This window comes from Telmatospirillum siberiense (genome assembly GCF_002845745.1).
Taxonomy (GTDB): Bacteria; Pseudomonadota; Alphaproteobacteria; order Rhodospirillales; family Magnetospirillaceae; genus Telmatospirillum; species Telmatospirillum siberiense.
Window position 1 is genome coordinate 21,358 of sequence record NZ_PIUM01000043.1, and the last position, 25,597, is coordinate 46,954.

General features: G+C 61.9%; 23 protein-coding genes. 17 read left to right on the forward strand and 6 right to left on the reverse strand.

Translation table 11 applies throughout. From position 1 onward, the window contains the following. The first annotated feature begins 25 nt into the window (after positions 1-25). The gene (locus tag CWS72_RS24790) at positions 26-1,633 is read left to right on the forward strand and encodes a gamma-glutamyltransferase family protein (protein WP_274540620.1); all 1,608 of its coding nucleotides are present in this window, start codon (positions 26-28) and stop codon (positions 1,631-1,633) included. Here CWS72_RS24790 and CWS72_RS24795 read toward each other — a convergent pair. Together CWS72_RS24795 and CWS72_RS24800 are read right to left on the reverse strand one after the other, a co-directional pair. Then, on the reverse strand, positions 1,615-2,550 hold the full coding sequence (locus CWS72_RS24795; RefSeq protein ID WP_101253345.1) for a pyridoxamine 5'-phosphate oxidase family protein: 936 nt from the start codon (positions 2,548-2,550) through the stop codon (positions 1,615-1,617). The genes CWS72_RS24790 and CWS72_RS24795 overlap by 19 nt on opposite strands. A 7-nt stretch (positions 2,551-2,557) precedes the next feature. Then, complete coding sequence (locus CWS72_RS24800) at positions 2,558-3,184, reverse strand: glutathione S-transferase family protein (protein ID WP_101253368.1); 627 nt, start codon at positions 3,182-3,184, stop codon at positions 2,558-2,560. A gap of 110 nt (positions 3,185-3,294) precedes the next feature. Between CWS72_RS24800 and CWS72_RS24805 the strand changes: the two genes are divergently transcribed. Next, positions 3,295-4,215, forward strand: a complete 921-nt coding sequence (locus CWS72_RS24805; protein WP_101253346.1) for a LysR family transcriptional regulator — start codon at positions 3,295-3,297, stop codon at positions 4,213-4,215. 125 nt (positions 4,216-4,340) lie between these two features. Here CWS72_RS24805 and nudC read toward each other — a convergent pair whose 3' ends face one another. Then, positions 4,341-5,255, reverse strand: a complete 915-nt coding sequence (gene nudC, locus CWS72_RS24810; RefSeq protein WP_101253347.1) for an NAD(+) diphosphatase — start codon at positions 5,253-5,255, stop codon at positions 4,341-4,343. Positions 5,256-5,493: 238 nt separating this feature from the next. Further along, positions 5,494-5,919 carry an organic hydroperoxide resistance protein gene (locus tag CWS72_RS24815; protein WP_101253348.1) on the reverse strand — a complete coding sequence of 142 codons (426 nt, stop codon included), beginning with the start codon at positions 5,917-5,919 and terminating at the stop codon, positions 5,494-5,496. Between the two features lie 223 nt (positions 5,920-6,142). Between CWS72_RS24815 and CWS72_RS24820 the strand changes: the two genes are divergently transcribed. The 4 genes from CWS72_RS24820 (at position 6,143) to CWS72_RS24835 (ending at position 9,975) form a co-directional block, all read left to right on the forward strand. Continuing rightward, a complete protein-coding gene (locus CWS72_RS24820; RefSeq protein ID WP_101253349.1) occupies positions 6,143-6,604 on the forward strand; it encodes a MarR family winged helix-turn-helix transcriptional regulator in 462 nt (153 codons plus the stop codon). A 479-nt stretch (positions 6,605-7,083) separates the two neighbouring features. Further along, complete coding sequence (locus tag CWS72_RS24825) at positions 7,084-8,055, forward strand: TRAP transporter substrate-binding protein (protein WP_101253369.1); 972 nt, start codon at positions 7,084-7,086, stop codon at positions 8,053-8,055. Positions 8,056-8,143: 88 nt separating this feature from the next. After that, a complete protein-coding gene (locus tag CWS72_RS24830; protein WP_101253350.1) occupies positions 8,144-8,704 on the forward strand; it encodes a TRAP transporter small permease in 561 nt (186 codons plus the stop codon). Next, entirely contained in the window at positions 8,695-9,975 is a 1,281-nt protein-coding gene (locus CWS72_RS24835; protein WP_101253351.1) for a TRAP transporter large permease, read from the forward strand. The genes CWS72_RS24830 and CWS72_RS24835 overlap by 10 nt, the downstream gene beginning before the upstream one ends. Positions 9,976-10,364: 389 nt before the next feature. On the opposite strand, the gene CWS72_RS24845 is transcribed toward CWS72_RS24835, so the two are convergent. Beyond that, complete coding sequence (locus CWS72_RS24845; RefSeq protein WP_101253353.1) at positions 10,365-12,164, reverse strand: tetratricopeptide repeat protein; 1,800 nt, start codon at positions 12,162-12,164, stop codon at positions 10,365-10,367. A gap of 594 nt (positions 12,165-12,758) precedes the next feature. On the opposite strand from CWS72_RS24845, the gene CWS72_RS24850 reads away from it, so the two are divergent. From CWS72_RS24850 to CWS72_RS24900, 11 genes are all read left to right on the forward strand, one after another. Continuing rightward, a complete protein-coding gene (locus tag CWS72_RS24850; RefSeq protein WP_101253354.1) occupies positions 12,759-14,075 on the forward strand; it encodes an Nramp family divalent metal transporter in 1,317 nt (438 codons plus the stop codon). A gap of 74 nt (positions 14,076-14,149) precedes the next feature. Continuing rightward, positions 14,150-15,163 carry an alpha/beta fold hydrolase gene (locus tag CWS72_RS24855; RefSeq protein WP_101253355.1) on the forward strand — a complete coding sequence of 338 codons (1,014 nt, stop codon included), beginning with the start codon at positions 14,150-14,152 and terminating at the stop codon, positions 15,161-15,163. A gap of 109 nt (positions 15,164-15,272) precedes the next feature. Further along, positions 15,273-15,587: a flagellar basal body protein gene (locus tag CWS72_RS27960; RefSeq protein WP_158240808.1), complete on the forward strand. Its 315-nt coding sequence runs from the start codon at positions 15,273-15,275 to the stop codon at positions 15,585-15,587. A gap of 200 nt (positions 15,588-15,787) precedes the next feature. Then, entirely contained in the window at positions 15,788-16,384 is a 597-nt protein-coding gene (locus CWS72_RS24865; RefSeq protein WP_158240809.1) for a type 4 pilus major pilin, read from the forward strand. A 1-nt stretch (position 16,385) separates the two neighbouring features. Beyond that, positions 16,386-17,564 carry a shufflon system plasmid conjugative transfer pilus tip adhesin PilV gene (pilV, locus tag CWS72_RS24870; protein WP_101253358.1) on the forward strand — a complete coding sequence of 393 codons (1,179 nt, stop codon included), beginning with the start codon at positions 16,386-16,388 and terminating at the stop codon, positions 17,562-17,564. Positions 17,565-17,584: 20 nt separating this feature from the next. Further along, positions 17,585-18,208 carry a hypothetical protein gene (locus CWS72_RS24875; RefSeq protein WP_146002879.1) on the forward strand — a complete coding sequence of 208 codons (624 nt, stop codon included), beginning with the start codon at positions 17,585-17,587 and terminating at the stop codon, positions 18,206-18,208. 179 nt (positions 18,209-18,387) lie between these two features. Further along, on the forward strand, positions 18,388-18,999 hold the full coding sequence (locus CWS72_RS24880; protein ID WP_158240810.1) for a site-specific integrase: 612 nt from the start codon (positions 18,388-18,390) through the stop codon (positions 18,997-18,999). A 319-nt stretch (positions 19,000-19,318) separates the two neighbouring features. Then, a complete protein-coding gene (locus CWS72_RS24885; protein WP_101253361.1) occupies positions 19,319-21,022 on the forward strand; it encodes a tetratricopeptide repeat protein in 1,704 nt (567 codons plus the stop codon). Positions 21,023-21,226: 204 nt separating this feature from the next. Then, on the forward strand, positions 21,227-22,588 hold the full coding sequence (locus CWS72_RS24890; RefSeq protein ID WP_101253362.1) for an ABC1 kinase family protein: 1,362 nt from the start codon (positions 21,227-21,229) through the stop codon (positions 22,586-22,588). A 149-nt stretch (positions 22,589-22,737) separates the two neighbouring features. Then, a complete protein-coding gene (locus CWS72_RS24895) occupies positions 22,738-24,423 on the forward strand; it encodes a methyl-accepting chemotaxis protein (protein WP_101253363.1) in 1,686 nt (561 codons plus the stop codon). Positions 24,424-24,603: 180 nt separating this feature from the next. Beyond that, entirely contained in the window at positions 24,604-25,302 is a 699-nt protein-coding gene (locus tag CWS72_RS24900) for a hypothetical protein (protein ID WP_241911881.1), read from the forward strand. A 29-nt stretch (positions 25,303-25,331) separates the two neighbouring features. Here CWS72_RS24900 and CWS72_RS27965 read toward each other — a convergent pair. Then, on the reverse strand, positions 25,332-25,597 hold a 266-nt coding region (locus CWS72_RS27965), incomplete at its 5' end, for a hypothetical protein (protein ID WP_158240811.1).

A 25,597-nucleotide genomic window follows, 5' to 3' on the forward strand; every position in this document is an offset into this window, starting at 1 on the left:
CGTCCGTGTCATGAAGGAGTCCGTCTTGAAGGCCGCATCGCTCGACTATCTCGTCTCCTATCCTTCCGCCCGCTCGGCGGTGATGGGGCGGAACATGGTTGCCACCTCGCAGCCCCTGGCCGCCCAGGCCGGCCTGAGCATGTTGCAGAAAGGGGGCAACGCGGTGGATGCGGCGCTGGCCACCGCCATGACCCTGACGGTGGTGGAACCCACGGGATGCGGGTTGGGCAGCGACGCCTTCGCCATCGTCTGGGATGGAAAGCGACTGCATGGATTGAACGCTTCCGGCCGTTCTCCCTCGGCCTGGACGGCGGAACGTTTCGCCGGCCTTTCGACCATGCCGCAGCGGGGCTGGGATGCGGTGACGACGCCGGGCGTCGTTTCCGGCTGGATCGCGCTGCATGAGCGTTTCGGTTCGCTGCCGCTCGAGGTCATCGCGGCGCCGGCCATCGGTTACGCCCGCCATGGCTATCCGGTCAGTCCGATCATCGCCACCCTGTGGGCGCGGGGCGCCGCCGTTCTGGGCGAACAGCCCGGTTTCGCCGAGACTTTTCTGCCCGGCGGGCGGGCGCCCAAGGCGGGCGAGCTGTTCCGCTCGGAAGGGCATGCCCATACCTTGGAGCGCATCGTCGAGACCCGTGGCGAGGCATTCTACCGGGGTGACGTCGCCGAGAGGATCGTCGCTTTCGCCAAGGCGGGCGGCGGTGCGCTCAGCCTCGACGATCTGGGCAGTCACCAGGCCGACTGGGTCGAGGTGATGCGCCAGGATTTCGCCGGCGGCGCCGTGCATGAACTGCCGCCGAACGGGCAGGGCATCGCCACGCTGATCGGGCTTGGGCTTCTCAAGGCGGCCGGTATCGGCAAGGCGCCGGTGGACGATATCGAAACCCTCCATGCGGCGATCGAGGCGACCAAGATCGCCCTGGCCGACACCCGCCATTACGTCACCGATCCCGCCGCCATGGCCCTCGACCCCGGCCTGCTGCTCGATCCCGCCTATCTGGCCGAGCGCGCCCGCCTCATCGATCCGGCGCGCGCGGGCGATCCCGGCCACGGCCAGCCGCGTCCCGGCGGCACCGTCTATATGGCCGCCGCCGACGCCAACGGCATGATGGTGTCTTTCATCCAGTCGAACTATATGGGGTTCGGTTCCGGCGTGGTGGTGCCGGGGGTGGGCGTCAGCCTGCAGAACCGCGGCGCGGATTTCATGTTGACGCCGGGACACGCCAACCAGGTGGCGCCTCGCAAGCGGACGTTCCACACCATCATCCCGGGTTTCGCCACCAATGCCGACGGTTCGCCCCTGATGTCGTTCGGCGTCATGGGCGGCCCGATCCAGGCGCAGGGCCATTTGCAGATGGCTCTGCGCATCATGGCCTATGGCCAGAATCCGCAGGCCGCCGCCGACGCGCCGCGCTGGCGCGTGCTGGCCGGACGGAAGATCGCCGTCGAGGACAGCATGGATCCGTCGCTGATCGAAGGCCTGCGGGCTCGTGGCCATGATGTGGTGGTGGAGGCTCCCGATACCTCCTTCGCTTTCGGCGGGGCCCAGATTGTGCTGCGCGATGGCGAGTCCGGCCATTACGTCGCTGGTTCCGATCCCCGCAAGGATGGTCAGGCGGTGGCTTTTTGAGGACGCCAAAGCCCCGTCCGCGCGGTGGACGGGGCCTGTTCGATGAAGCTCCAGCAGAGCGGCACGGCGGCCGGGCGGCGCCATCCCCGTGCGACATGGAAGCGCCAGAGACGTTCCGCGCCCGGAAACTCGCCTCCGGCGGCGGCGCTCCAGTCTATTTCCGCCTCGCCCTGCAGATGCAGCAGGTCGCCCTGCTCGAAATCCAGGAAAAGCAAGGCCGTCCGGGGCTCTCCGAGAAGATTGCCGAGCGTGTTGAAATAGCGGTTGCCCCGGAAATCGGGAATGGTCAGGACGTCGCCGGCGATGCGCACGAAGCCGGGACGTCCGCCGCGATGGGAAATGTCGGCGCCGCCATTGTCCTCCAGCCTGTTCCTCGACCGGCTGGCGACGAAAAAGGTGTCGGCTTGGGAGATCAGGATTTGCGCCCGCGCGTCGAGCGAGGCCAGCCGGTCCGTCTCGCCGGCGGGACGCGCCAGCGCAACGACGGAACGCTGTTGGATATATTTCGGACAGTTGCCGAAGCTTTGATGCACGGCGACGGTCAGGGCTCGTTCATCGCGCGCCGATACCCGTCCATTGGCCCGGTTGCGTCTGCGTGTCGCGAAATCGATGCCGAGGATACCGATATCCAGGCCGGACGTGATGGCCGCCACGGTGGGATCGCCGGGTTCTGGCGGCAACTCGATGCGCAGGGTGGCTGCGTCGGGTGACTGAATGAAGCCGGGATCCCCGGTCAGCATCGTCGCGGCGGGCCAACCGTCGGTGGCGACGATGCCGACCGGTAGATAGCGGAGTCCGGCGAAGAAGTCGCGATGCTGTTCCGGCATGCGCTCGCGGATGGCCGCACCCGCCGGCCCGCCGCCAGCCTGCCGCTGGGCGGTCAACTCGTCGGCGTGGAAGGGGAGAAAGCCGCTCATCGGCGCCTCACCCGGCCCGAGGAAGCGGTGAGGCGGGCATGGCGCGGAATTTCGGCAATGCCTCGATACGGTGCAGCCATTCGCCGACGGCGGGGTAGGGCGCGAGGGAGATACCACCCTCCGGGGCATGGGCGACATAGGCATAACAGGCGAGATCGGCGATGGTCGGATGATCCGTCGCCAGATAGCGCCGCCCGGCCAGGTGCGCTTCCATGAAGGCGAGCAGCGTCGCTGCGATCCCGGCTGCACGGATCGCGTCGCCGTCCAGGGACCACAGTGCGACGATCCGGGCGGCCGCCGGACCATATCGCAGTTCGCCCGCGGCGATCGACAGCCAGCGCTGGACATGGGCGGCCGCGACCGGATCCTCGGGCAGCCAAGGGCTTCCCGGAGCGTAGCGCTTGGCCAGATAGACCAGGATCGCATTGCTGTCGGCCAGCACGAGACCGCCGTCTTCCAGCACCGGAATCTGTCCCAACGGATTAAGCCGGCGGAAGGCCGGGCCTTGCCGGACCTCGTCGGGGGCCGGAATCAGCCGATAGGGCAGATCCAGCATCGCCAGCAGCAATTCAACCCGATGGGTGTGTCCCGACAACGGCAGGCCATGCAGAACAATGATGGGATCTGAGGTCATGATGTCGTCCTTGACTGGATGCGTGATAACCGGGCACAAGATAATTCTTGCAAAAAATTTAGAAAATTGGCCGAATTTGAAATTCATAATTCCACTTATGGGAATAATTTATGGATCGTCTCGACGAACTGGAGGTGCTGATCGCCATCATCGATGAAGGCAGCCTGATCGGTGCCGCCCGTCGGTTGCGTCGTTCGCCGCCGGCGGTAACGCGGACGCTGGCCATGCTGGAGGACCGCGTCGGCGAGCGTTTGGTGGAGCGGACGACGCGGAAGCTTTCGGCGACTGAGCGTGGGTTCCGGCTGGCGGAACGGGCGCGGACCATGCTCACCGAATACGAGGCCATGATGACCGAGGGTGGCTTTGGCCCATTGTGCGGTCTCTTGCGGGTGACGGCGCCGGTGCAGTTCGGACGCCGGCATGTCGCCCCGCTGGTTTCAAGCTTTCTCGACGCCTTCCCCGATATGCAGGTCGAACTGGTGTTGAACGACCGCAATCTCGATCTCATCGAGGAGGGGCTCGATGTGGCGGTGCGCATCGGGCATCTCGACGATTCGACCTTGCTGGTCCGACGCGTCGGCGAGGTCAGGCGGGTTCTGGTGGCCAGTCCCGACTATCTGGCCCGTCATGGTGCGCCGCAGACGCCGGAGGATCTTTCCCGTCATGCGACCATTTTCGGAACGCTGCGCTCGGGTTCCCTCGAATGGCGTTTCGAGGTCGGAGGGCGGACGACGGTGGTGCGCCTGAGGCCTCGGCTGCTGGTCAATGAAATCGAGGCGCAGCTTATCGCCGCGCGAGCGGGAAGGGGGATTGCCCGGTTGCTGTCCTACCAGGTCGCCGACGACGTGGCGACGGGCTCCCTGGTTCGCCTGCTGCCGGCGTTCGAACCCCCTCCCTGGCCGGTGCAACTCGTCGTCCGCGGCGGTCGTCACATGGCGCCGAAGATCCGGGCCTTTCTCGACCATGCGGGTGACGCTTTGCGCAAACTGCCGGTTATCCATGGGCCGGCGGAGGAGGTTTCCGATCGGTAATGTTCTTCCGGTCCCTTCCTTAATATTACGCCAGCCGTCGCCATGTCCCGGCGGCGCTTCGCGTCTTCATCGATTTTATCAAGGGACCGGCAAAGGCAGGGGAATAACGTCCCCCGCCCCCGTCTTCAACCGTTGGCGAGCCAGTCTTCGACCAGTCGCCGGGCGATGGAATCCGGGTTCGGCAGGCTGCGCCCGCTTTCGGCCAAACGCCGGAGATCGGCGCGGGTGAACCACTCCGCCGTTTCAAGTTCGGTGGTATCGATGCGTAGGGGAATGACCGCATCGGTCTCGGCGGTGTAGCCCAGCATCAGGGAACTGGGGAACGGCCAGGGTTGCGAGGAATGATAGCGCAGCCGCGAGACGGGGACGCCGACTTCCTCCATGACCTCGCGGGCGACGGCTTCCTCAAGGCTTTCCCCGGGCTCGACGAATCCGGCGAGCGTGGAGAACATGCCCGGCCGCCAGCGTGCCTGCCGGCCGAGAATGCAGTGGTCGCCGGCCGAAACGAGAACGATCACCGCCGGATCGGTCCGAGGATAATGTTCGGCATCGCAATCGGCGTTGGTGCATCGGCGCGTATGCCCCCCATGGGTGCTGACCGTCGGGGCGCCGCAACGTCCGCAGAACCCGTGTGTGCGGTGCCAATGCACCATTCCCCGGGCATAGGCGAGCAGGGCGCCGTCGCTCTGCGGCAACAGGGGGCCGACTTCCCGCAGTTCGGCGAATTCGCCAAGGGTGTCCAGTTCCGGTAATTCGGCCGGATCGGCGAGGCGGTGCAAATCCAGCGCAAAATGAGCCGCCCCCTGGTCCATCCCCAGGAACAGCGGCGCCGAGCCCTGTTCGGTGAGCCAGGCGGAGTCCGCATAGGAAAGGCGCGCCGCCCGGACCGTGGTCTGTTCGCGACAGATCAGATTCTGGGTACGCCAGATCGGGATCAGGCGTGTCGTAGGATGCTTGAGCCGTTCGGCCAGCCATCCGGCGTCGCCACGCAGTTCCCCCGCCCGATCGAGGGAGCCACCACTATAGATATTGGCTTTCATCGGCACAGCCTGCCACACGCCGGCCTGCGCGACAAAGAAAAGGACTCTTCCTAAAACGCAAGGCTGGGCGGTGGTTTTAAACCCTTGCCCGAGGGGGGCGACGCCTAAGGACCTGACGCGAAATAATCGCGTCAGGTCCTTAGGTTGTGAATGACGCCTGCGCCTCCGGCTTGGGCGGGCTCAGGCGCCGCTCGGGCTTAAGGCGCCTCTCTTCCCCTCGGGGTTGGCAACACTCCGATCAGGCGAGGATCAGGCGTACGGGCACGTTGTTACGGGTCGCGTTCGAATAGGGGCACACCTGGTGCGCCTTGTCGACCAGGGCTTGGGCGTCGTCTTTCGAAAGTCCGGGCAGGGCGATTTCCAGTTCGACGTCGATGCCGAAACCGCCTTCGGAACGCGGTCCGATGCCGACGGTGGCCTTGACGGTGGTGTCCGCCGGAACCTTCGGTCCGCCTTGCGAGGCGACGAATTTCATGGCGCCGAGGAAACAGGCCGAATAGCCGGCGGCAAACAACTGCTCGGGGTTGTTGCCGGGGCCGCCCGCGCCGCCCAGTTCCTTCGGGGTGCTCAGCTTGACGTCGAGGCTGCCGTCGGTGGTGGCGGCGTGGCCGTCGCGGCCGCCGGTGGCGGTTGCACTGGTCTTATAGAGAACGGTGACGGGCATGAGAAACTCCTTCTGAATAGAGCTGCGTGATCTTGGATAGCGGTTCGGTTGCGTTCCGCCAATCAGTTCCATTGGGAAACGAGGCGGCGTTGACCTTGGATTAATCATTATTACGCGATTCAATCGTGCGCTATATAACTGTTCGCATGGCTGCCATGCATATTGAGTTTTTTGCGATTTAATCGTGTGCGATAGAGTTCAGCGGTTTTACCCCGGAGTTCCCATGGCAGACGAACAATTGACCCTCGGCCGGTTTCTGTGCTTCGCGATATATTCGGCCAACCACGCGTTCAACCGGGTCTACAAGCCGCTGCTCGACAAGCTGGGACTGACCTATCCTCAGTATCTGGTGATGGTCATCCTGTGGGAAGACGATGACCAGACGGTCGGGCGGATCGGCGAACGGCTCTATCTCGAATCCAGCACATTGACGCCGTTGCTGAAGCGGTTGGAGGCGGCGGGTTATCTCCGCCGCGAGCGCGACATGTCGGATGAGCGTCAGGTGCGTGTGCGGCTGACCGATTCGGGGCGGCAATTGCGGGGCCAGGCGGCTGTTCTACCCGGTTGCATCATCGAGGCGTCGGGACTGGGAATCGAGAAGTTGCAACAGCTTCAAGGTGACGTCAGCAGGCTGCGCGATGCCTTGATGACCTTCGGGCAGGATGACGAGGCGTCGGGTAAATAATAACCTGAGCGCGAGGCGGGGATGCGCCAGGACCGCTTTCTCCACCGGGCCATTCCGTCTCTCATGATCACGACGGACTTGCAAAAGACCTTATTTTGCTTGATGTTTTCCGCTGTTGGCCGAGCCGGGGCGCCTGCTCGGGTCTGGGGCTGTTTTCTCAATTATTGCGCGCCGCAGATTTCTGCCGGCTTGATGATCGGCCTTGAAAAAGGGTGGTCTGTTATTATTGGTGAAATTGGTCTGGCCACTTGGCCCAATTACATCTTATATTGGCCGCGCACGACAAGCCCGGGGGGGAACCGGCGTCGGCACTGGGGGAGAACGAGCGACAAGACATTTCCTGAAAACATCGCGACAGGTTCGGCTGCGGCGGTCCTTGAATTCGGACCTGCGGCGCCAAGCCGTTTGCCTCGGTGGATTGGGGATTTTCGAGAAGCTTAACGGAACCGCAAAGAACTATAGAAATGGAGACTGAACCGATGAAAGCCACTAAAAAACTGATCATCACCGCGTTCGCGGGAACGTTGATGTTCGGTGTCCAGGCCCAGGCGCGCGAGTTTCGGGCTGCGGATGTGCAGCCGGAAGACTATCCGACCGTCAAGGCCCTCAAATTCATGGGTGAGGATCTGGGCAAGCAGACCAACGGAAAATATTCGATCAAGGTGTATCACAGCGGCCAGTTGGGCAGCGAAAAGGACACCATCGAGCAGTTGAAGCTGGGCGCCATCGATATTCTGCGTATCAATACGGGCGCGCTCAACGAGGTCTGCAAGGCGACGGTGCTGCCGGTGCTGCCCTACGTGTTCAAGAGCATCGACCAGATGCATCACGTCGTCGACGGCCCGATCGGCGAGGAAATCCTCAAATACTGTGAAGCCCAGGGTATGGTCGGTTTGGCCTATTACGACTCGGGCGCCCGTTCCTTCTACACCAAGAAGCCGATCAAGAGCCTGGCCGACCTCAAGGGCCTGAAGATCCGCGTCCAGCAGACCGATCTGTGGGTGGCCGTGATGAAGGCGCTGGGTGTCAACGCCACTCCGATGCCTTATGGCGAGGTCTTCACCGGTCTGAAGACCGGTCTGATCGATGGTGCCGAGAACAATTGGCCCAGCTATCAGTCGACCCACCATTATGAAGTGGCCAAGTACTTCACGCTGGACGAACATTCCATGGCGCCCGAGGTGGTGCTGATCTCGAAGAAGGTCTGGGACAGCCTGTCCCCCGACGACCAGAAGGCCGTCAAACAAGCCGCCAAGGATTCCGTCCCCTACATGCGCAACCTGTGGCAGGCCATGGAAGTGTCTTCGCGGGCCGAGGTCGAGAAGGCCGGCGTGACCGTGGAGCAGATCGACAAGGCGCAGTTCCAGGAGGCCGTCAAGCCGATCTACGACCAATTCGTGACGGATCCGAAGCTGAAGGACCTGCTTGTCCGTATGCAAGCCGTCAACTGACCAACCGTAATCGGATTTTCGGCGTGCCGCTCTTTCGAATCGGGCGGCCCGCCGATCTTCCCGGGATTTTCCTCAAGGAGCCTCTCGAATGGCTGTAGAAACTCAAGCCGCCTCCCCACCACCGCTGCCGGAGTCGGCTTCCATTCCGAAAGCGCTGGCAACGTATTTCCGTTTCAATGGATGGTTGTCGAAGCAGTGCCTTCGCATCTCGGTGTTCGGTCTGTGCACCATTCTCGGTGCCGTGCTGACCCAGATCTTCGGGCGTTATGTCCTGAACGACTCGCCCACTTGGACCGAAATCTTCGCCCTGGTGGTGGTGCTTTACGTCACCTGCCTGTCGGCGGCGGTCGGTGTTCGCGACTCGCGGCATATCGGAATGGAATCCATCGTGATCTTCCTCGGGGAAACGGGGCGGAAGAGGATCGAGATCTTCGTCTATCTGTCGATGATCTTCTTCGGGGCGGCGATGTCCTACGGTGGCGGCATCCTGGCTTTCGAAGTTTGGGACTACATGAATCCCGGCCTGCCGATTTCTCAGGGGTGGAGCTATGTCCCCCTGTGCGGCGGAGGGCTCCTGATCGCCTATTTCGCCGTTGAACAAATCATCGCGCGTCTCGTGAATGTAAAGGTTGTCCCATCATGGCACTGACCATTCTCTGCCTGACTTTCGTGGTCGGCCTGCTTCTCGGAATGCCCGTGGTTTTCGCCATCGGTGTGTCCTCCATCGCGACCATCGCTTACGAAGGCCTGCCGATGGCCATCGTCTTCCAGCGCATGGCCGCCGGCATGAACGTCTTCGCCTTCCTGACCATTCCCTTCTTCATCTTCACCGGTGAACTGATGATGTACGGCGGCATCGCCGACCGTATCATCCGTTGCGCCAAGGCGACGGTGGGACATGTCCGGGGCGGTCTGGGCATGACCAACGTGGTGGCCTGCACCATGTTCGGCGGTGTGTCCGGTTCGCCGGCCGCCGACGTCTCGGCGATGGGCTCGGCGATGATCCCGCTGATGAAGAAGGAAGGCTACGAGGCCGATTACGCGGTCAACGTCACCACCTATTCCTCCCTCGTCGGCGCCTTGCTGCCGACCAGCCACAACATGATCATCTATTCGCTGGCGGCCGGCGGCACGGTGTCCATGACATCGCTGATCCTGGCCGGCGCCTTGCCAGCGGCATTGCTGACCGTCGCCAATGTGCTGGTGGCATACTTCGTCGCCGTTTCGCGCGGCTACAAGGCCGGCGCCTTCCCCGGCTGGCGCGAGGTGGGGCGGAGCACCGCGGCCGCTTTGCCCGGCCTGTTCATCATGGTCATCATCACCGGCGGTATCTTGTCGGGTATCTTCACCGCGGCCGAGGCCGGAGCGGTGGCGGTCGCCTATGCGCTGCTGCTGACCATCTTCGTCTATCGCAGTCTGTCTTGGGAAGCTTTCCTGAAGGCGGCGGCGAAAGCTTGCAAGACCACCGGCATCGTGCTGCTGCTGGTCGGCATTTCGACCATGTTCGGCTATCTGATGAGCCTTTACGGCGTGGCCGAACTGGCCGGTGAAGGCTTGGCCAAGATCAGCACGACGCCCTGGGTCATCTTCATCCTGGTCGATCTGGTGCTGTTCTTCTTCGGCATCTTCCTCGACATGGCTGCCCACATCCTGGTCTGCACCCCGATCCTGCTGCCGATCGTCGTGCATTACGGCATGAGCCCGGTCCAGTTCGGCATCATCGTCCTCTTGAACTGCTGCATCGGCCTCAACACGCCGCCGGTTGGCGTTTGCTTCTATCTCGGCTGCGCCATCGGCGAGGTCTCGGTCGGCAAGGTGGTCAAGTCGATCTGGCCCTTCATGTTGGCTCTGTGGGTCACGCTGATCATCATTACCCTGGTGCCCGGCACGTCCATGTGGCTGCACGACATGCTGCAGTAGGACCGCCTTTCGACAAAATAAAACCGCCCGGAACGGTTTCGTTCCGGGCGGTTTCTTTATATGAATTCATAGGCCCGGTTGGTCCGGGATTGGCTGTTACACGGTGAAACCGGACTGAATTCGCCGTGACATCCAGCTCTGCTATTCCTGTTCTCCACCACGGATTTCGCGTGGCTTGAATCGGTTCAGGATGCAGGACATGTTCGGTTCCAGAAAAAACAATTCCGGCTCGCCGTCGCGTCGGCGCGCCTCCCGCCGGGTCGTAACCATGGCCGGCGTCGCCTTGCTGTTCGCGATGATCGTTTCCGGCCTGGTGGACGGGGCGTCACATCGCGCGGCCACTTCCGTGGCCTGTGCGTCCCATTCCGCCCGGTGTGTCCCCGATGGAGTCAGGGCTTCGTCCGGCGCCACCGGGTCAGCGACGGGGCTTGTTCCGTCAAGGCTTGGCTGACGGCGGCCAGCACGGCTTCCCAGTCGCCGGGGCGCGGCTGACGGAACTGCCGAAGCGTCGGGTACCAGGGACTGTCGTCGCGCCCCTGAAGCCAGCGCCAGCAGTTGTCGAAGCGGTTGAGCAGCCAGATCGGTTTGCCCAAGGCGCCGGCCAGATGGGCGACCGCCGTGTCGACCGAGATCACCAGATCGAGATTGGCGATCAAGGCCGCCGCCTCGGCGAAATCGTCGATGCTTCCCATATGGTCGACAACGGGCGAACCCGGCGGCGGGAGCGGCTCGGTTTTCTGTAAGCTGTAGGCGGTGACGTCCGGCCGATCGCCAAGGATGGTCAGCCGTTCCGCAGGCAGGGAGCGCCTGCGGTCCAGGGCGGCGAGATCGGCCATGTGCGATCGAGAATTGCCCGCCCAGGCCAGTCCGACCCTGCAGCGCCCGTCGTCGGGGAGGCGCCGACGCCATGCGTCGACGGAGCGGTCGGCGGCGGAGAGATAGGGGACCCGGGAGGGAATGTCGGCCAAGGTGGAGGAGAAGGCCAGCGGCAGGCTCATCATCGGGCAGTGCAGGTCGAAAGGGGGAAGGGCGTCCCCTTCCTCCAGGAGCTGTTCGATCCCCGGCAGGCCGGACAACAGCCGGCGCAGTTCCTGGGGAACGCTCAAGATCACGCGCAGGCCGCGATCGGCGAGTCGCGGTATGTAACGGCAAAACTGGATGCTGTCGCCGAACCCCTGTTCGGCATGGATCAGGATGCGCGCGCCGGCCGCCGGTTCGCCCCGCCAGAGAGGCTGTGCAAAGGATTGCTGGGATTGGGCGAGATGCGGGGTACGCCAACGCCATTCCCGTTCCCGCCATCCTTCCTCGAAATCGCCGGCGGTGAGAAGCGCCATGCCCCGGTTGTTGTGCGCCTCGGCGAAATCGGGACGGAGCGCCAGCGCTTGGTCATAGCAGGCGAGCGCTTCATCCAGTTTCCGCTGGCCCTGGCAGGCCATCCCCAGGTTGTTCAGAATCTCGGGGCGGCCGGGGGAGAGGACAAGGGCGCGGACCAGGACGGTTTCGGCCTCTCCGGCCCGCCCCAGATGGGAAAGCGCCAGTCCCAGATTGTTATGGGCCTCGGCATAGGCCGGCCGGAGTGCGATGGCGTTGCGGTAGGCCCGGCTGGCCTCGGGAAAGGCGTCGACGAATCCGGCGAGCGTTACACCTTGATTGTACCAGGCCTCGGCGAACTCCGGTTGGGCCGCGGCGGCGCGGCGGAAACAGCGAAGCGCCTGTTCGTTGCGTCCCTCCAGCTTGTATTGGATGCCCAGATTGTTGAGAGCCTTCGCATGGGCGGGGATCAAGTCCAGGGTCCGCCGGTAGCAGATCGAAGCGGCGGTTCCTTCCCCGGTCATCTGCAGGAGCGTGCCGAGATTGTAGGGCGCTTCGGCGTCGCCGGGCCGGAGATCCGTGGCATGGCGGTAACTTTGCCGCGCCTCCGCCATGCGGCCTGCCTTACGCAGCAGATTGCCGCGGTTGACATAGGCTTCGGCAAATTCCGGCTCGATGGCGAGGGCGCGTTCGATCAACGCCAGGGCCTCGTCGCTCCGTCCGGACTGCAAGGCGATCACCCCCAGTCCGTGCAGCGCGTAAGGATAGCCGGGCATTTCGGCGAGGACGCGCCGATAGCCATCGGCGGCGGCGGCGAGGCGCCCTGCCTGGTGGTGGGTCATGGCGTCGATGAACGAGGCGGAAGCGGGGTTGGACATGGGAGAAACGGCCGCCAGAATGGGAACGCGGGGGAGAATAGCCGAGTTGGCGGATCGGGACAAAGATTTCACCGGGGCGGACGACCAGGGTAATCGGCTAAACGCGCGCGAGCTGCCCTTTCGAAGCTTTACTCGCCGCGTTGGCGCACTGCGCGCCCCGAAGCTTTAGCGGAGGCAGCCAAGGTGGACGGATGTCCACCGCCCGGCGCCTGAGGGACACCAATTTAAACCGGGGCATGCGGGTTTGCCGCTTGCCCCGAAGCTTTAGCGGAGGCAGCCAAGGTGGACGGATGTCCACCGCCCGGCGCCTGAGGGACACCAATTTAAACCGGGGCATGCGGGTTTGCCGCTTGCCCCGAAGCTTTAGCGGAGGCAGCCAAGGTGGACGGATGTCCACCGCCCGGCGCCTGAGGGACACCAATTTAAACCGGGGCAAGCGGGTTTTCCGCTTGCCCCGGGACGGACGATCAGGAAAACCTCGACAAGACGCTTGATTCCGGACAAACGTGGCGAATCTATAGCTTAACTGATCGCCCGGTCGCCGGTCCTCCGGCGATTGCCCCGCCCGTCTTCAAATTTGGATGCGATTGCCCGATGTTCCGGTTGCCTAAAACCGCCACAGCTCCCTTTTGTCCCTCCGAAGTCCGCGGTTCGGTCCAAGTCGCTCCGGGGGCGTCCCCCTGGTCGAAACTGGCCCGCTTCGCCGGGCCGGGTCTTCTGGTTTCGGTCGGCTATATGGATCCCGGCAATTGGGCGACCGACATCGAGGCCGGCTCGAAATACGGCTATGACCTGCTGTTCATCGTGGTGTTGGCCGGATTGGCGGCGATGCTGCTGCAGTGGATGTCGATGCGTCTCGGCGTCGTGACGGGCAGGGATCTGGCGCAGATGTCGCGTCAACGCTATGGCCGGAAGGCCAATCTCTGCCTTTGGCTGTTGGCCGAACTTTCCATCGTGGCCTGCGATCTGGCCGAGGTGCTGGGCGGCGCCCTGGCTTTTCATATGTTGCTGGGGGTTTCGTTGCTGGTGGGCATCGCCCTGACGGCCCTCGATACCCTGCTCGTCCTTGGGCTGAAGGGACAAAAATTCCGTGAGCTGGAGGCGATCGTCCTCGGTCTGATCCTGACCATCGGCGCCAGTTATCTGGTCGAGTTATGGCTGATCCGGCCCGTTTGGCCCGACGTGGCGCGTGGACTGCTGCCGGACTGGCGGGTGCTTGCCGACAAGGATGCCCTCTATCTGGCGATCGGCGTTCTGGGGGCCACGGTCATGCCCCATAATCTCTATCTGCATTCCTCCATCGTGCAGACCCGGGTGGTCGGCCAGGGCGAGCAAGCCAAGCGGCAGGCGATCCGCTATCTCGGGCTCGATACGGTGGTGTCGCTCTTCCTCGCCGTGCTGGTCAATGCCGCCATTCTCATCCTGGCCGGCGCCGCGTTCCATGCCAACGGCTATCAAACGGTCGCCGATATCGAGGACGCCTACCATCTGCTCGATCCGATCGTGGGCACCTCCCTTGCCGGAGGACTGTTCGCCATCGCCCTTCTGGCGTCCGGCCAGAATTCGACCTTTACCGGGACGATCGCCGGACAGGTGATCCTCGAGGGGTTCCTCGATATTAAGATCCCTTGCTGGCAGCGGCGCCTGATCACCCGCGCGCTGGCCCTGCTTCCGGCATTCGCCGGAGTGGCCTGGCTGGGGGATCAGTCGGTCGGAAAACTGCTCGTTCTCAGTCAGGTGGCGCTCAGTCTTCAGTTGCCGTTCGCGCTCTTCCCGCTGATCAGCTTCACCTCCAGTCGCGCCGTGATGGGGGCGCTGGGCAATTCGCGGGTGGCGGCTTTTGCCGGCTGGGCCTTATTTGCGATTATTTGCGGGGCCAACTTGGCATTGCTCGCCGAACTGATGACGTGAGATGGCGGCCCCCCCCCGGTCGGCTTTCCCGACGTCTCGTCTTTAATTTCCGTTTTCCGCTGAAGGCCCCGCCAATGTTTCGTCATGCGCTGTTGCTTCTGATCCTCGCCGTCGTCCTGCCGGCGTCGGCGTCGGCCGCCGATGGGCCGGCCTACGGTGCCGAATTGGAGGGCTTCTCCTATCCCGCTCCGGTCAATCAATTCAAATTCGCCTCGCAGGGCGCCGGTCTGCATATGGCTTTCATGGACATTCAGCCGGCCAGGCCCAACGGCCGGACGGTGGTCCTGCTGCATGGCAAGAATTTCTGCGGGGCTACCTGGGAGGCCAGCATGATTGCGCTTTCCCAGGCGGGATACCGGGTTGTCGTGCCCGATCAGATCGGTTTTTGCAAATCCAGCAAGCCCGCGCATTACCAGTACAGTTTCCAGCAATTGGCGGCCAATACGCGGGCGCTTCTGGACTCCATCGGGGTCGGGCGGGTGACTTTGGTCGGTCATTCGACGGGAGGCATGCTGGCGGTCCGTTATGCCCTGGCATATCCCGAACAGGTCGAGCAACTGGTGCTGACCAATCCGATCGGGCTCGAGGATTGGAAGGCCGAAGGCGTTCCATGGCAGAGCGTCGATCAATGGTTCGAACGCGAGCTGAAGACGTCGGCCGATACGATCCGTTCTTATGAGCAGTCGACCTATTACGCCGGACAATGGCGTCCCGACTTCGAGCCCTGGGTGCGGATGCTGGCCGGAATGTATCGTGGGCCGGGGAGGCGGATCGTCGCCTGGAATTCGGCGCTTCTCTACGACATGATTTTCACCCAGCCGGTGGTCTATGAGTTGGGGCGCCTGTCGATGCCGACCCTGCTGCTGATTGGCGACAAGGATACCACGGCCATCGGGAAGCAATTCGCCTCGCCCGAGGTTCGCGCGCGGATCGGTCATTATCCGGACTTGGCCAAGCGGACCGCCGCGGCTATTCCCCATGCCACGCTGGTGGAGTTTCCCGATCTCGGGCATGCTCCGCAGATGCAGGATCCGGAGGCCTTTCACAAGGCGCTGCTTGCCGGGCTGGCGGCGCTGCCGGCGCGATGACCCTTCCTTTCCCGATCCCTCGTCAAAACCTGTCGGGAAGGGCGCCATCGCCCGGACCCAGGGAACGCAATCGTTTCCGGCCGCCGCGAAAAATGCTATGGTGCCTTTCATGACGACACCCGTTTCATCCGTTGGTTCTTCCGTCCCCACGCTCGCTTCGGCGTTGAAGGGTTATGAGACCCAGGTCTCCACCACGGCCTCCAACATCGCCAATGTCGAGAGCACGGGCTATAAGGCCTTTCGCGCCAATGCCGTTTCCATGGCGCCCGGCATGCGGGTGGCCGTCCAGCCGACCGGACAGGAGGTCGATACCACCAGTCAGCTGGTGGATTTGACCACCGCCTCGGAGAGCTATCAGGCCGCCGCCGCCGCCCTGGGCTCGATCTCGCGCACCGAGAAACGGTCTCTCGATCTGATCGGCTGACCCTTTCCCCCGATGGGGGCGGTTCCTGATCTTCTCAATCAAAGTCATGGCGCCCGCCGGTTTGCCCACAGGCGGGTTTTTTTGTCCCCTCGTGTTTCCTAAATGGATTCTTTTGTCAACGCATGATAGGGTGGCGGCGATTTGTGAATTCGTCCGCTCCGCCTTCATTCCGGGTGCGGGTGGTCAACAGGAGGGAAGCCATGCATGAGGGCCAAGCGGTCGCATTATGCTCATCGCAACGTCTCGGCCGGCGAAGGGATCTTTCCCGCCGTTATCCCGGTGAAGCCGGGGCGATCGGTGGTTTGTCGGATACCGCCCTGGCCGTCGTGGTGGGAACGCTGACCCTGGTCGGCGTCGTCGGGTTTTTCCAGACCAGTTCGGTCAATGCCAAGACCAACAACGAAGTCGCCAATTTCACCGCTCTGGTCGGCAACATCCGCTCGGCCTATTACGCCGCCGGGTCGAACTACGCCGGAATGACCGATGTCACCCTGGCGACCAGCAAGATCGCGCCGGGACCGCTGATCCGCAGCGGCAATTCCCTGATGTCGGCCTTCAATCATCCGATCACCGTGGCCGGCGCCGGAACGGGCACGACTTTCACCATCAGCTATACCTCCATTCCCGACGACGCCTGCGTGAAGTTCCTGACCACCGTGTGGAACACCATGTCCGACAGCACGGTGGCCGGCGCGACATCGGTCAACGGGGCGGCCCCCGCCGCCTTCTCGATGGCCGGCGCGACCGCGGCCTGCAATGCGGGCGCGGCGAACGTCATCGTCTTTACTCTCAGCTGAGATGCCGACGCGGAACTGCCGGTGGGGTGTGTCCCATGGGGCGCGTCGGCGTCGGCGGCGCGCCCAGGCCGGTGTGATCGGCCTGACGGATGTCCTGCTGGGAATAGCGGTGGCCGCCATTGCCCTGCCGGGCGTGATCGCCATCGTCAATCAGCAGACGCGCGAGACGCAGGATCAGGTGGCCGCCCTGCAATTGAAGGCGGTGGGCGAGGCGACGCGCGCCTATGTCAAAGATCATTTCGCCGCGCTTTATGCCGGAATTTACAGCGGTGGCCTTGGGGGCGATCTGCTGACAATCCCCGAGTTGGCCGGTGCGGGCTATCTGTCCGCCAATTTCGCGACGGAAAATCCCTTCAAGCAGAAGCCGGTGGTCTTGCTGCGGATCGTCGCCGACAACAGTTCGGGCTGCACGACGAAAACCCTGGTCCAGAAGCCCGACGGCATCAATTGCAAAGCTCTGCTCGAGGCCGTCGTGGTGACCACCGGCGGCGCCGCCCTCGATGCCGCCCATGCCAGCCATATTGCCGTCACCGCCGGCGCCAACGCCGGCATCGTCGTCGACGGGGGAACCGCGCGCGGCTCCTACGGCGGCTGGTGCGTGGATCTGGGGCTGTTCGGCGGGGCCACCCATTCGGCCAGTTGCGCCCCCGACGCCAGGGACAGCCGCAGCGACGCGCTGAGCGCGCCGGCCTATGCCTATGCCGCCCCAGCCGCGGGCGGCCTGTCGCTCGGCATGTTCTTCAACGGCGGCGATTTGATCAGCGAATATCTGAACCGCTTCAATACCGGCAATCTCGAAGACAACACCATGCACACCGCCATCATCATGAATGGCAACGACATCACCTCCGCCGGACAAATCGAGGCCAAGGACGTCACCTTGACCGACGCCGGCAGCGTCAAGGCCAGTCAGGGCGTCTACTGGTTCGGGCTGGTGTCCAATGGCGATACGGTCGCCATGCCGACGTGCCCCGGCACCAGCACCGGGCCGTCCATCGGGCTCGCCCAGTCGGTCGGCTCCGACAACGACACGGGCGGCACGCTCGCCGGCTATCAGGCCTGGGCCACCCCCAACGGCACCAGCAGCTGGACCGTCGGCTTTCGCCTGCGCACCGAAAGCGGCTGGGTCTATCCGAACAGCACCTACGGCAAACTTCTGGCATTCACCAAATGCGGCTGACGCAGTTGAAGGAGAACGTCATGCATTGGAAAACCCCCTCGCGGCTCCTGGGCTCGCTCGTCCTCGCCACTTTTTGCGCGCTTCCCGTCACCCACGGGCTGGCCGCCGATTCGACCAGCTACGCCCCCGTCAACATCCCCTGGCAAAAACCCTCGGCTTCGACCGCCGACAGCGCCACCTACGCCACCAACGCCGGCCAGGCCCAAAACGCCGCCACCGCGACCACGGCAAACGCCCTCTGCCCGACCTGCACGATTTCCGGCACCCAAGTCTCCGGCGCGGTGGCCAATGCCACCAACGCAGCGAATGCAACGAACGCGGCCAATGCCACTTATGCGAACAGCAGCGGATATGCTAATAACGCCGGTTATGCGAGCAGCAGCGCGGCAAGCGCTGCAGCGAGTTGTCCATGGACATACGTTGGCCAGATAAATGGCTTGTATGTTTACAACATTACGCTCCCAGACTCCGAAGTAACACACGGTGGCACCTATATTATTCCCGGTGCCGTATGGGAGTTCACTTTAAACACCTATAAATCCGTCGCGGCCAACGGTTTTTCGTTTCCACTCACTTATGTGGATCAAGAGTTACAGTATATTATAACATGTGTTAGCGGGTCCTGGGCGGTTACGGCACCCTGAGACTCTGCATAAGAAATGTACTTAGCGAATTTCTAACATCATTAACCACCGATGCCCAATTTCCGCGCTGCATCTGGTGAAATAGCCGAGCAGTCGGATACCAGTGGCTGTCGCTGCGATTTTGGCTTTCCGGCATCAATCGCTGTAAGCGCGTCGCGCCGACGAAAAAGCGCCCGCTTTTGCTCGACGATCTGGAAAAAGTCCTGGCGGACACGCCCAAGTCCATACGTGAACATCGCGACCGTGCCATTCTTGCCGTAGCCTGGGCGGCAGGGCTGCGGCGGTCGGAGGTTGTCGGTCTCGATTGCGATGAGGCCGAGACGGCGCCGGGTTTTGTCCGGTTTACCAGCCAGGGGATGGAGATCGTGCTGAATCGCAGCAAGACGGACCAGGAGGGGGCGGGGCGGACCATCGCTATTCCGCTTCGCCGCGATGGGCGGAAATGCCCGGTGCGTTTGCTGCAGAAATGGATGCAGGTGGCTAAGCTTCGCTCAGGGCCTCTTTTCCGTCCGATCGATCTGAATTCCGGAAAATTGGGAAGGGCGCGGTTGAAGGCCGGCTCGGTCGCTCGAATTGTTAAGAAGGCGGCAAAGCGGCTTGGGTTCGATCCACGATTTTATGCCGGCCATTCCATGCGGGCGGGATTCGTCTCAAGCGTTGCGGCGGCTGGCGCCTCGGTGCCCGCCATCCAGGCCACCACGGGCCATAAACAGGTCACGACGCTGTTTGGCTATGTCCGTTTGGTCCGGCTCTACCAGGAAAGCGCGCTCCATGCCATCCCGGGTTGGTGATGGGCCGTGTCGACCCTGGCCAATCGGTCCAGGTTTGAGCCTGAAAGGCTCTCCGCTCCGCCAGTATCACCATAATGCGATGATCCAAGGCCCTGGACAAGCTCAGGAATGGGCATCAATTGAAGAAACGTTGTGTTTCGAACATCGGCCCTAAGAGAGTTTTGACCTTGCCTGAAGCGATTGGCTTCGTGACCATGGACTTAAAACTCGACGCATCGGAAAAATAGTCGGCAGAAGATCGTTATAGTATTTTACCAGTTAACTCCCAAATAATACGATAAACTCAGCGCCATTTCCTAAGGAGACAGGAGAAATTTCAATGAAGATGTTTAGGTCTTCTCCCCCTGCTAACCTGTTCGCCTCAGCAATGCAGTACCATCGTGCGGGTCAAATGGCCGATGCCGAGCGGCTTTATCGGCAAATTCTTGATTCAGATCCTTACAATGCCGATGCATTGCATTGTCTTGGGATTGTCGCATATCAGGCTGGCCAAAATGATGTTGCAGTGGATCGGATTCGCAAGGCAATCGCTATCAACAGCACAGCGCAAAAATATTACTGCAATCTCGGAAATGCTCTCCAAAAACAAAACAGAATGGCCGAAGCAATTAAATGTTATCAGCGTGCCGTCACACTTAAGCCGGACTACGCGGTCGGACATTACAATATTGGTCGCATGTTTCAAGGCCTTGGACAGTTAAATGAAGCCATTTCTGCCTATAAGCAAGCCCTAATGCACGTGCAGAATGATGTTGACACCTATTATAACCTGGGAAATGCATTTCGGGATCAGGGAAATTTTGATGAAGCTGTTTCATGCTATGAGCGCGTCATCACTCTTAAACCGGACTATGCCGAGGGATATAACAATCTCGCTGCTGTGTTTCAGGAACATGATAAATTAGACAATGCAATAATATGCTCCGAACGGGCCATCCTCCTTAAACCGGATCTGCCTGAAGCACATAATAATCGAGGTTATATACTACAGGAGTTGGGATGTCTGGAAGAATCATTGGAGTGTTATCACATGGCAATTCACTCCAATACAGACTATGCGCCGGCTCACAGAAATCTTGGTATCGCGCTCCTTTTGAAAGGGGACTTTACTTCTGGATGGAAGGAGTTGGAATGGCGGGATAGTGGGTCTATCTTTGATAGAGAGAAATCGAAATATAAATTCCCACGTTGGAAAGGGGAAAGCCTTCATAACAGAAGTATACTTCTATATGATGGAGAGGACGGTTTTGGAGATACGCTGCAATTCGCACGATATATTTCCATCATTGCAGATCTTGGGGCGCGGACGGTGGTCCTCGTGGACCGGTCACTCGCTGCATTGTTAGGAACGATAAGGGGCGTAGACCAAGTTATCGGGGTGGGCGACGAAATTCCTGAATGCGACTTTCATCTTCCTCTCATGAGCGCTCCTTTCGTCCTTGGAACCAGATTGGACACGGTGCCATCTTTAGTGCCGTACATCTCGGCCGATCCTGCGAAGGTCTCTATCTGGGAAAGGAAGCTTGCGCATCTCCCCGGCCTGAAAGTCGGGCTTGTGTGGGGTGGAAATCCGCGCCCTCACGATCCTGACGCGGCAACGATGGATCGCCGCAGAAGCCTACATTGGGCACAGATGGCGCCGCTGTTGAGGGTTTCGGGTGTGAGTTTCATCAGTCTGCAGAAGGGGACGCCAGCATCTCAGCTACAACATGTCCCACCCGAATCACGGCCGGTCGACTACATGGCTGAGATTACAAATTTTAGTGACACTGCCGCCTTGGTGGAAAATCTAGACCTTGTAATCACGGTTGATACTTCGGTCGCCCATTTGGCTGGTGCGCTTAATAAACCCGTCTGGATCTTGTCGCGTTTTAACGGATGCTGGCGTTGGCTACTGGATCGCGAGAATTCCCCCTGGTATCCGAGCGCTCGGTTGTTTAGACAACCAAAATCGGGCGATTGGCAGTCTGTAATTGAAAATGTCTGCATCGAACTGGAGCAGCTTGCGAATACCGCGAGGTAGCTATCCGTTTGGTCCGGCTCTACCAGGAAAGCGCGCTCCATGCTATCCGGCCAATCGTCCAGGGTTTGCGCCCCAAAAGCTCTCCGTTCCCTCCGCCCATATCACCGTAATGCGACGGTCCGGCGCCCCATCGCTTGACGGAAGGCTTCTCCTGTCACACCTAAAGACCGAAGCCCCTTCCTCAATTCCGGTGCATTTTCCGTTATGACCGAACAAAAACCCCCGCCGCCGCCCCGGGCCGAAGCCAGTTCGCTGGGGGGGCGGGTGAAGCGCTATGCCAAGGTGTCGACGGCCGTCGGCGGTTTGGCGGCGCGGGTGGCGGGCGAGAAGGTGCTGGGGATCAAGGGCGACAATGCCCGGCGCGCCGCCGAATTGCGGACGGCGTTGGGTGGCCTGAAGGGGCCGTTGATGAAGGTGGCGCAGATACTCTCCACCATTCCCGATGTCCTGCCTCGCGAATATGCCGACGAATTGGCCCAGTTGCAGGCCAATGCGCCGCAGATGGGGTGGCTGTTCGTCAAACGGCGGATGGCCGCCGAACTGGGCGCCGATTGGCAGGGGCGTTTCGCCTCTTTCGATCACGAGGCTTCGGCGGCGGCCTCGCTCGGCCAGGTGCATCGGGCGCAAGGGTTCGATGGCCGGCAATTGGCCTGCAAGCTGCAATATCCCGACATGGCCTCGGCGGTCGAGGCCGATCTTTGGCAGTTGCAACTCATCTTCAATCTGTACCGCGGCTACGACAATGCCATCGATCCGTCCAATGCCCATGCCGAATTGAGCGAGCGCTTGCGCGAAGAGGTCGATTATGTCCGCGAGGCCGGGCATATGCGTCTCTATGGACATATGCTGGCCGGCGAGCCGCATGTGCATGTTCCGGAGGTCGTGCCGGATCTGTCGACGGGCCGTCTGCTGACGATGACCTGGCTCGACGGTTCGTCGCTTCTCGGATTTGTCGATGCCGGCCAGGATGTCCGCAACGCCATCGCCTACAACATGTTCCGGGCCTGGTATGTGCCTTTCTATAATTTCGGCGTCATTCACGGCGATCCCCACCTCGGCAATTATACGGTGCGGCCCGACAATGACGTCAATCTGCTGGATTTCGGGTGCGTCCGGGTTTTTTCACCGGGGTTTGTCGAGGGCGTGATCGATCTCTATCGGGCCTTGCAGTCGAACGACCGGCAGTTGGCCGTCCATGCTTACGAACGATGGGGGTTCGCCAATCTGTCCAACGAAATGATCGACGTCCTCAATCTTTGGGCCGGATTCGTCTATGGGCCGCTTCTCGATGACCGGTCGCGGCCCATTCAGGAAACGGCCGGGGGATCCTACGGCCGCGCGGTCGCCGAAAAGGTTCATGCCGAATTGCGGCGGGTGGGCGGCGTCAAGCCTCCCCGCGAATTCGTTCTGGTCGATCGCGCCGCCATCGGCCTGGGCTCGGTGTTTCTGCGCCTCAAGGCCGAAATCAATTGGCATCGGTTGTTTCACGATCTGATCCGGGATTTCGACGTCGCCGCGCTGGCGCGTCGTCAGGCCGAAGCGCTGCGTCTCGCCGGCCTGGCCTGACGCCCCCGCCTTCCTCTCCGCGCCTTCGTTTCAGACCTCCGTCCGAAAGGCCGTTCCCGCCGCCGGAAACGGATTTGCATATATTATGGGTGTGCAGTATTGTTGCGTCACTTATTTGTAGTAATTTTAAGTAATTTGGAGAGGAGCCAATGGCTTGGTTTAACAATCTGTCCGTTGGTCGGAAACTTCTTGTAGCATTCTCGGCTATTCTACTTCTCGTCGCTATTTTGGGAGGGGTGGCCTTTTCGGCTCTTGGTGATTCGAATGCCGCCGCTCTCGAATTGTCGAGAGATTGGCTGCCCAGCGTCGAAAAGTCGCGAGCGATGCAATATCAGGTGGCCCGGCTCCGCACCAACCAGCTGGCCGTTTTGCTCGCCAAGCCCGGTGATCGGGATGACACCTATAAGATGGTGGTGACCGTCCAGAAATCGTTCGAGGAAACGCGGAAATCTTACGAGCCGTTGATCTCGTCGCAGGTGGAACGGGATGCCTTCAACAAGCTCATGAGTGATTATTCGACCTTCGATACGGCCTCCAACAAGATGTTCGCCGCCGTTCGCGACGCGCGGGGAGAAGACGCCATCGACGCCGCCGTCAAGGAGGTCCGCCTGTTGTTCCGCGTGGTTCTGGAGGACGCCGACAAATTGGTGGCCCTGAACAACGAAGGGGCGAAGCGCTCGATCGAAGCGGCGGAAAAATCCTATGACAACGCCAAGACCATCATCGCCCTGGTCCTCGCCGTGGTTACCGCTCTGGCCGTCGCCCTGGGGATTGTCCTGCGGACCGTCATCGCCCGGCCGTTGATACAGTTGGATGGCGCCATGGGACAGCTTGCCAGGCACGATACCAACGTTTCCATCCCCGCCGTCGACCGTGGGGACGAGGTCGGCGCCATGGCGCGGGCCGTGCTGGTATTCAAGGACGGCATGCTGGCGGCCAACCGCCTGGCCGCGCAACAGGAGGCCGAACGCGCCGAGAAGGAGCGCCGGGCATCGATGGTGACCGACCTGACCCAGGAATTCGATCAGGCCGCCAGTTCGGTGATCGATATGGTGGCCGCCGCGGCCGGCGACATGCAGGCGACGGCCAGCGGTCTGTCTTCCGCGGCCGAACAGACCAGCCGGCAAGCCACCGCCGTCGCGATGGCGGCGCAGGAGGCGTCGAGCAATGTGCAGACGGTGGCTTCGGCGGCGGAGGAGCTGAGTTCCTCGATCGGTGAGATCTCCCGGCAGGTTTCCCAAGCGTCGATGGTCAGTCAGAAGGCCGTCGACCAGGCGACCCGCACGTCCGAAATCGTCAGCGGGCTGGAAGCGGCCGCCCGGCGGATCGGCGAAGTGGTTTCGCTGATCAACGACATCGCCAGCCAAACCAATCTGCTGGCCCTGAACGCCACCATCGAGGCGGCCAGGGCGGGGGACGCCGGCAAAGGCTTCGCCGTGGTCGCCGGCGAGGTCAAAAACCTGGCCAATCAGACCGCCCGGGCGACGGATGACATTTCACAGCAGATCGCCTCGGTTCAGCAGGCGACCGAACAGGCCGTCGGCGCCATTGGCGCGATCACCACGACCATTCAGGACATCGCCCAGATTTCCACCGCGGTGGCGGCCGCCGTCGAGGAACAGGGCGCCGCCACCCTGGAAATCGCCCGCAATGTCGAACAGGCCGCCGAAGGCACCGGAACCGTGACGGCCAATATCGAAGGGGTCAACCAGGCCGCCGGCGACACAGGGCATTCCGCCCATGACGTTCTGGCCGCCTCGACGCAGTTATCGCGGGAGGCCGAGCAGATGAGGGCGCTGGTGCGGACATTTCTGGAAAAGGTGCGCGTGGCATAGGGCAGATCGGGCGGCAATGGTCTTGTCGCCGGTCTTGGCTTATGTCTCAATGTCCCGATGGAAATACCGTACAATATTTCTCCGCCAATCACACTCAGTCCATCTGCGGATTTGGCGAGCCATTTCCTGGAGTGCGGGGCGCTCAATACCAATCTCAGCCTGGCGCCCGGAAAGCGTTTGGTGATTACTGACGATTTGTTGAATGGAACCATCGCCGATCCGGCCGCCCTGACCATCGCCGCCATCGTTTCCCGCGATGGCCAGGTGGCCCGGGCGGCGATGATTCCCTTGAGCGTCGCCGCCAGCGGGGCGGGGCATCTCGACCGGCAGCGCTTCGAGCGGCTGTTTCAATTGATCGAGGAGTCCGCCTTCGACCCGGCCATACGCGAATCGGCCGACGCCTTGATCGTTTCCCGCTTTCGCGAATCGCAGATCCGCGAATTGGTCGATGAATTGGGGGGAGTGGTCGGGCCCGCGCGGATTCGCTACCGGGCTTTTCTCGACATCATCCGCATGCTGGTCGACAAGCGCATATCCGGAGCCGCATTTCTGGACGAGTTCGTCGAATTCACCCATGTCGTCGCCGGAAAGCTGGATTTCGGCATCTATTCCATGTGTGTCGACCGCCTGTTCGGCAGCGAGAACGTGCCTTTGCCGGTAAAGACCTTCCTGCTGAAGGAGGTTCTGCGGTTCCCGCCGCTGATCCGCAAGGAATTGCTGACCAACCTTCTGTCGTCAACCAGCGCGCCCACCGAATTGGTGCATCTCGCCCGGGGGGAACTGGCCGGCGTGATGAGCACGGACCAGATCAAGGAAATCGTCCTGTTCACCACCTTGAAGCTGGCCTGGCAGGCTCAGGCGGCGCTGTCGGCCCGGTGAGGCGCGGGCGCCCTCAGCGAAATCTGGTATCAGGCCCTGAAATAGCTGGTGATCAGCGGGTCGAGAATTTCTTTCAGCGCCCGTTGGATTTCCTCGGCGGATTCCAGGGATCGCATGTTGCTTTTGCGGACGTGGCTGGTCAGGTCCAGCAGAAAGCTTTCCGCCCGGCGGGAGTTCATCAGGGTTTCCATGCGGGTCGGACCAAGGCGCCGCGCCATGCAGACGGCGGCCACCACCGCCTCGGGGGAGGCAAGGCCGGCCTGCGTCAATGCCGAAAGGGCGGGGCGCCTTGGTC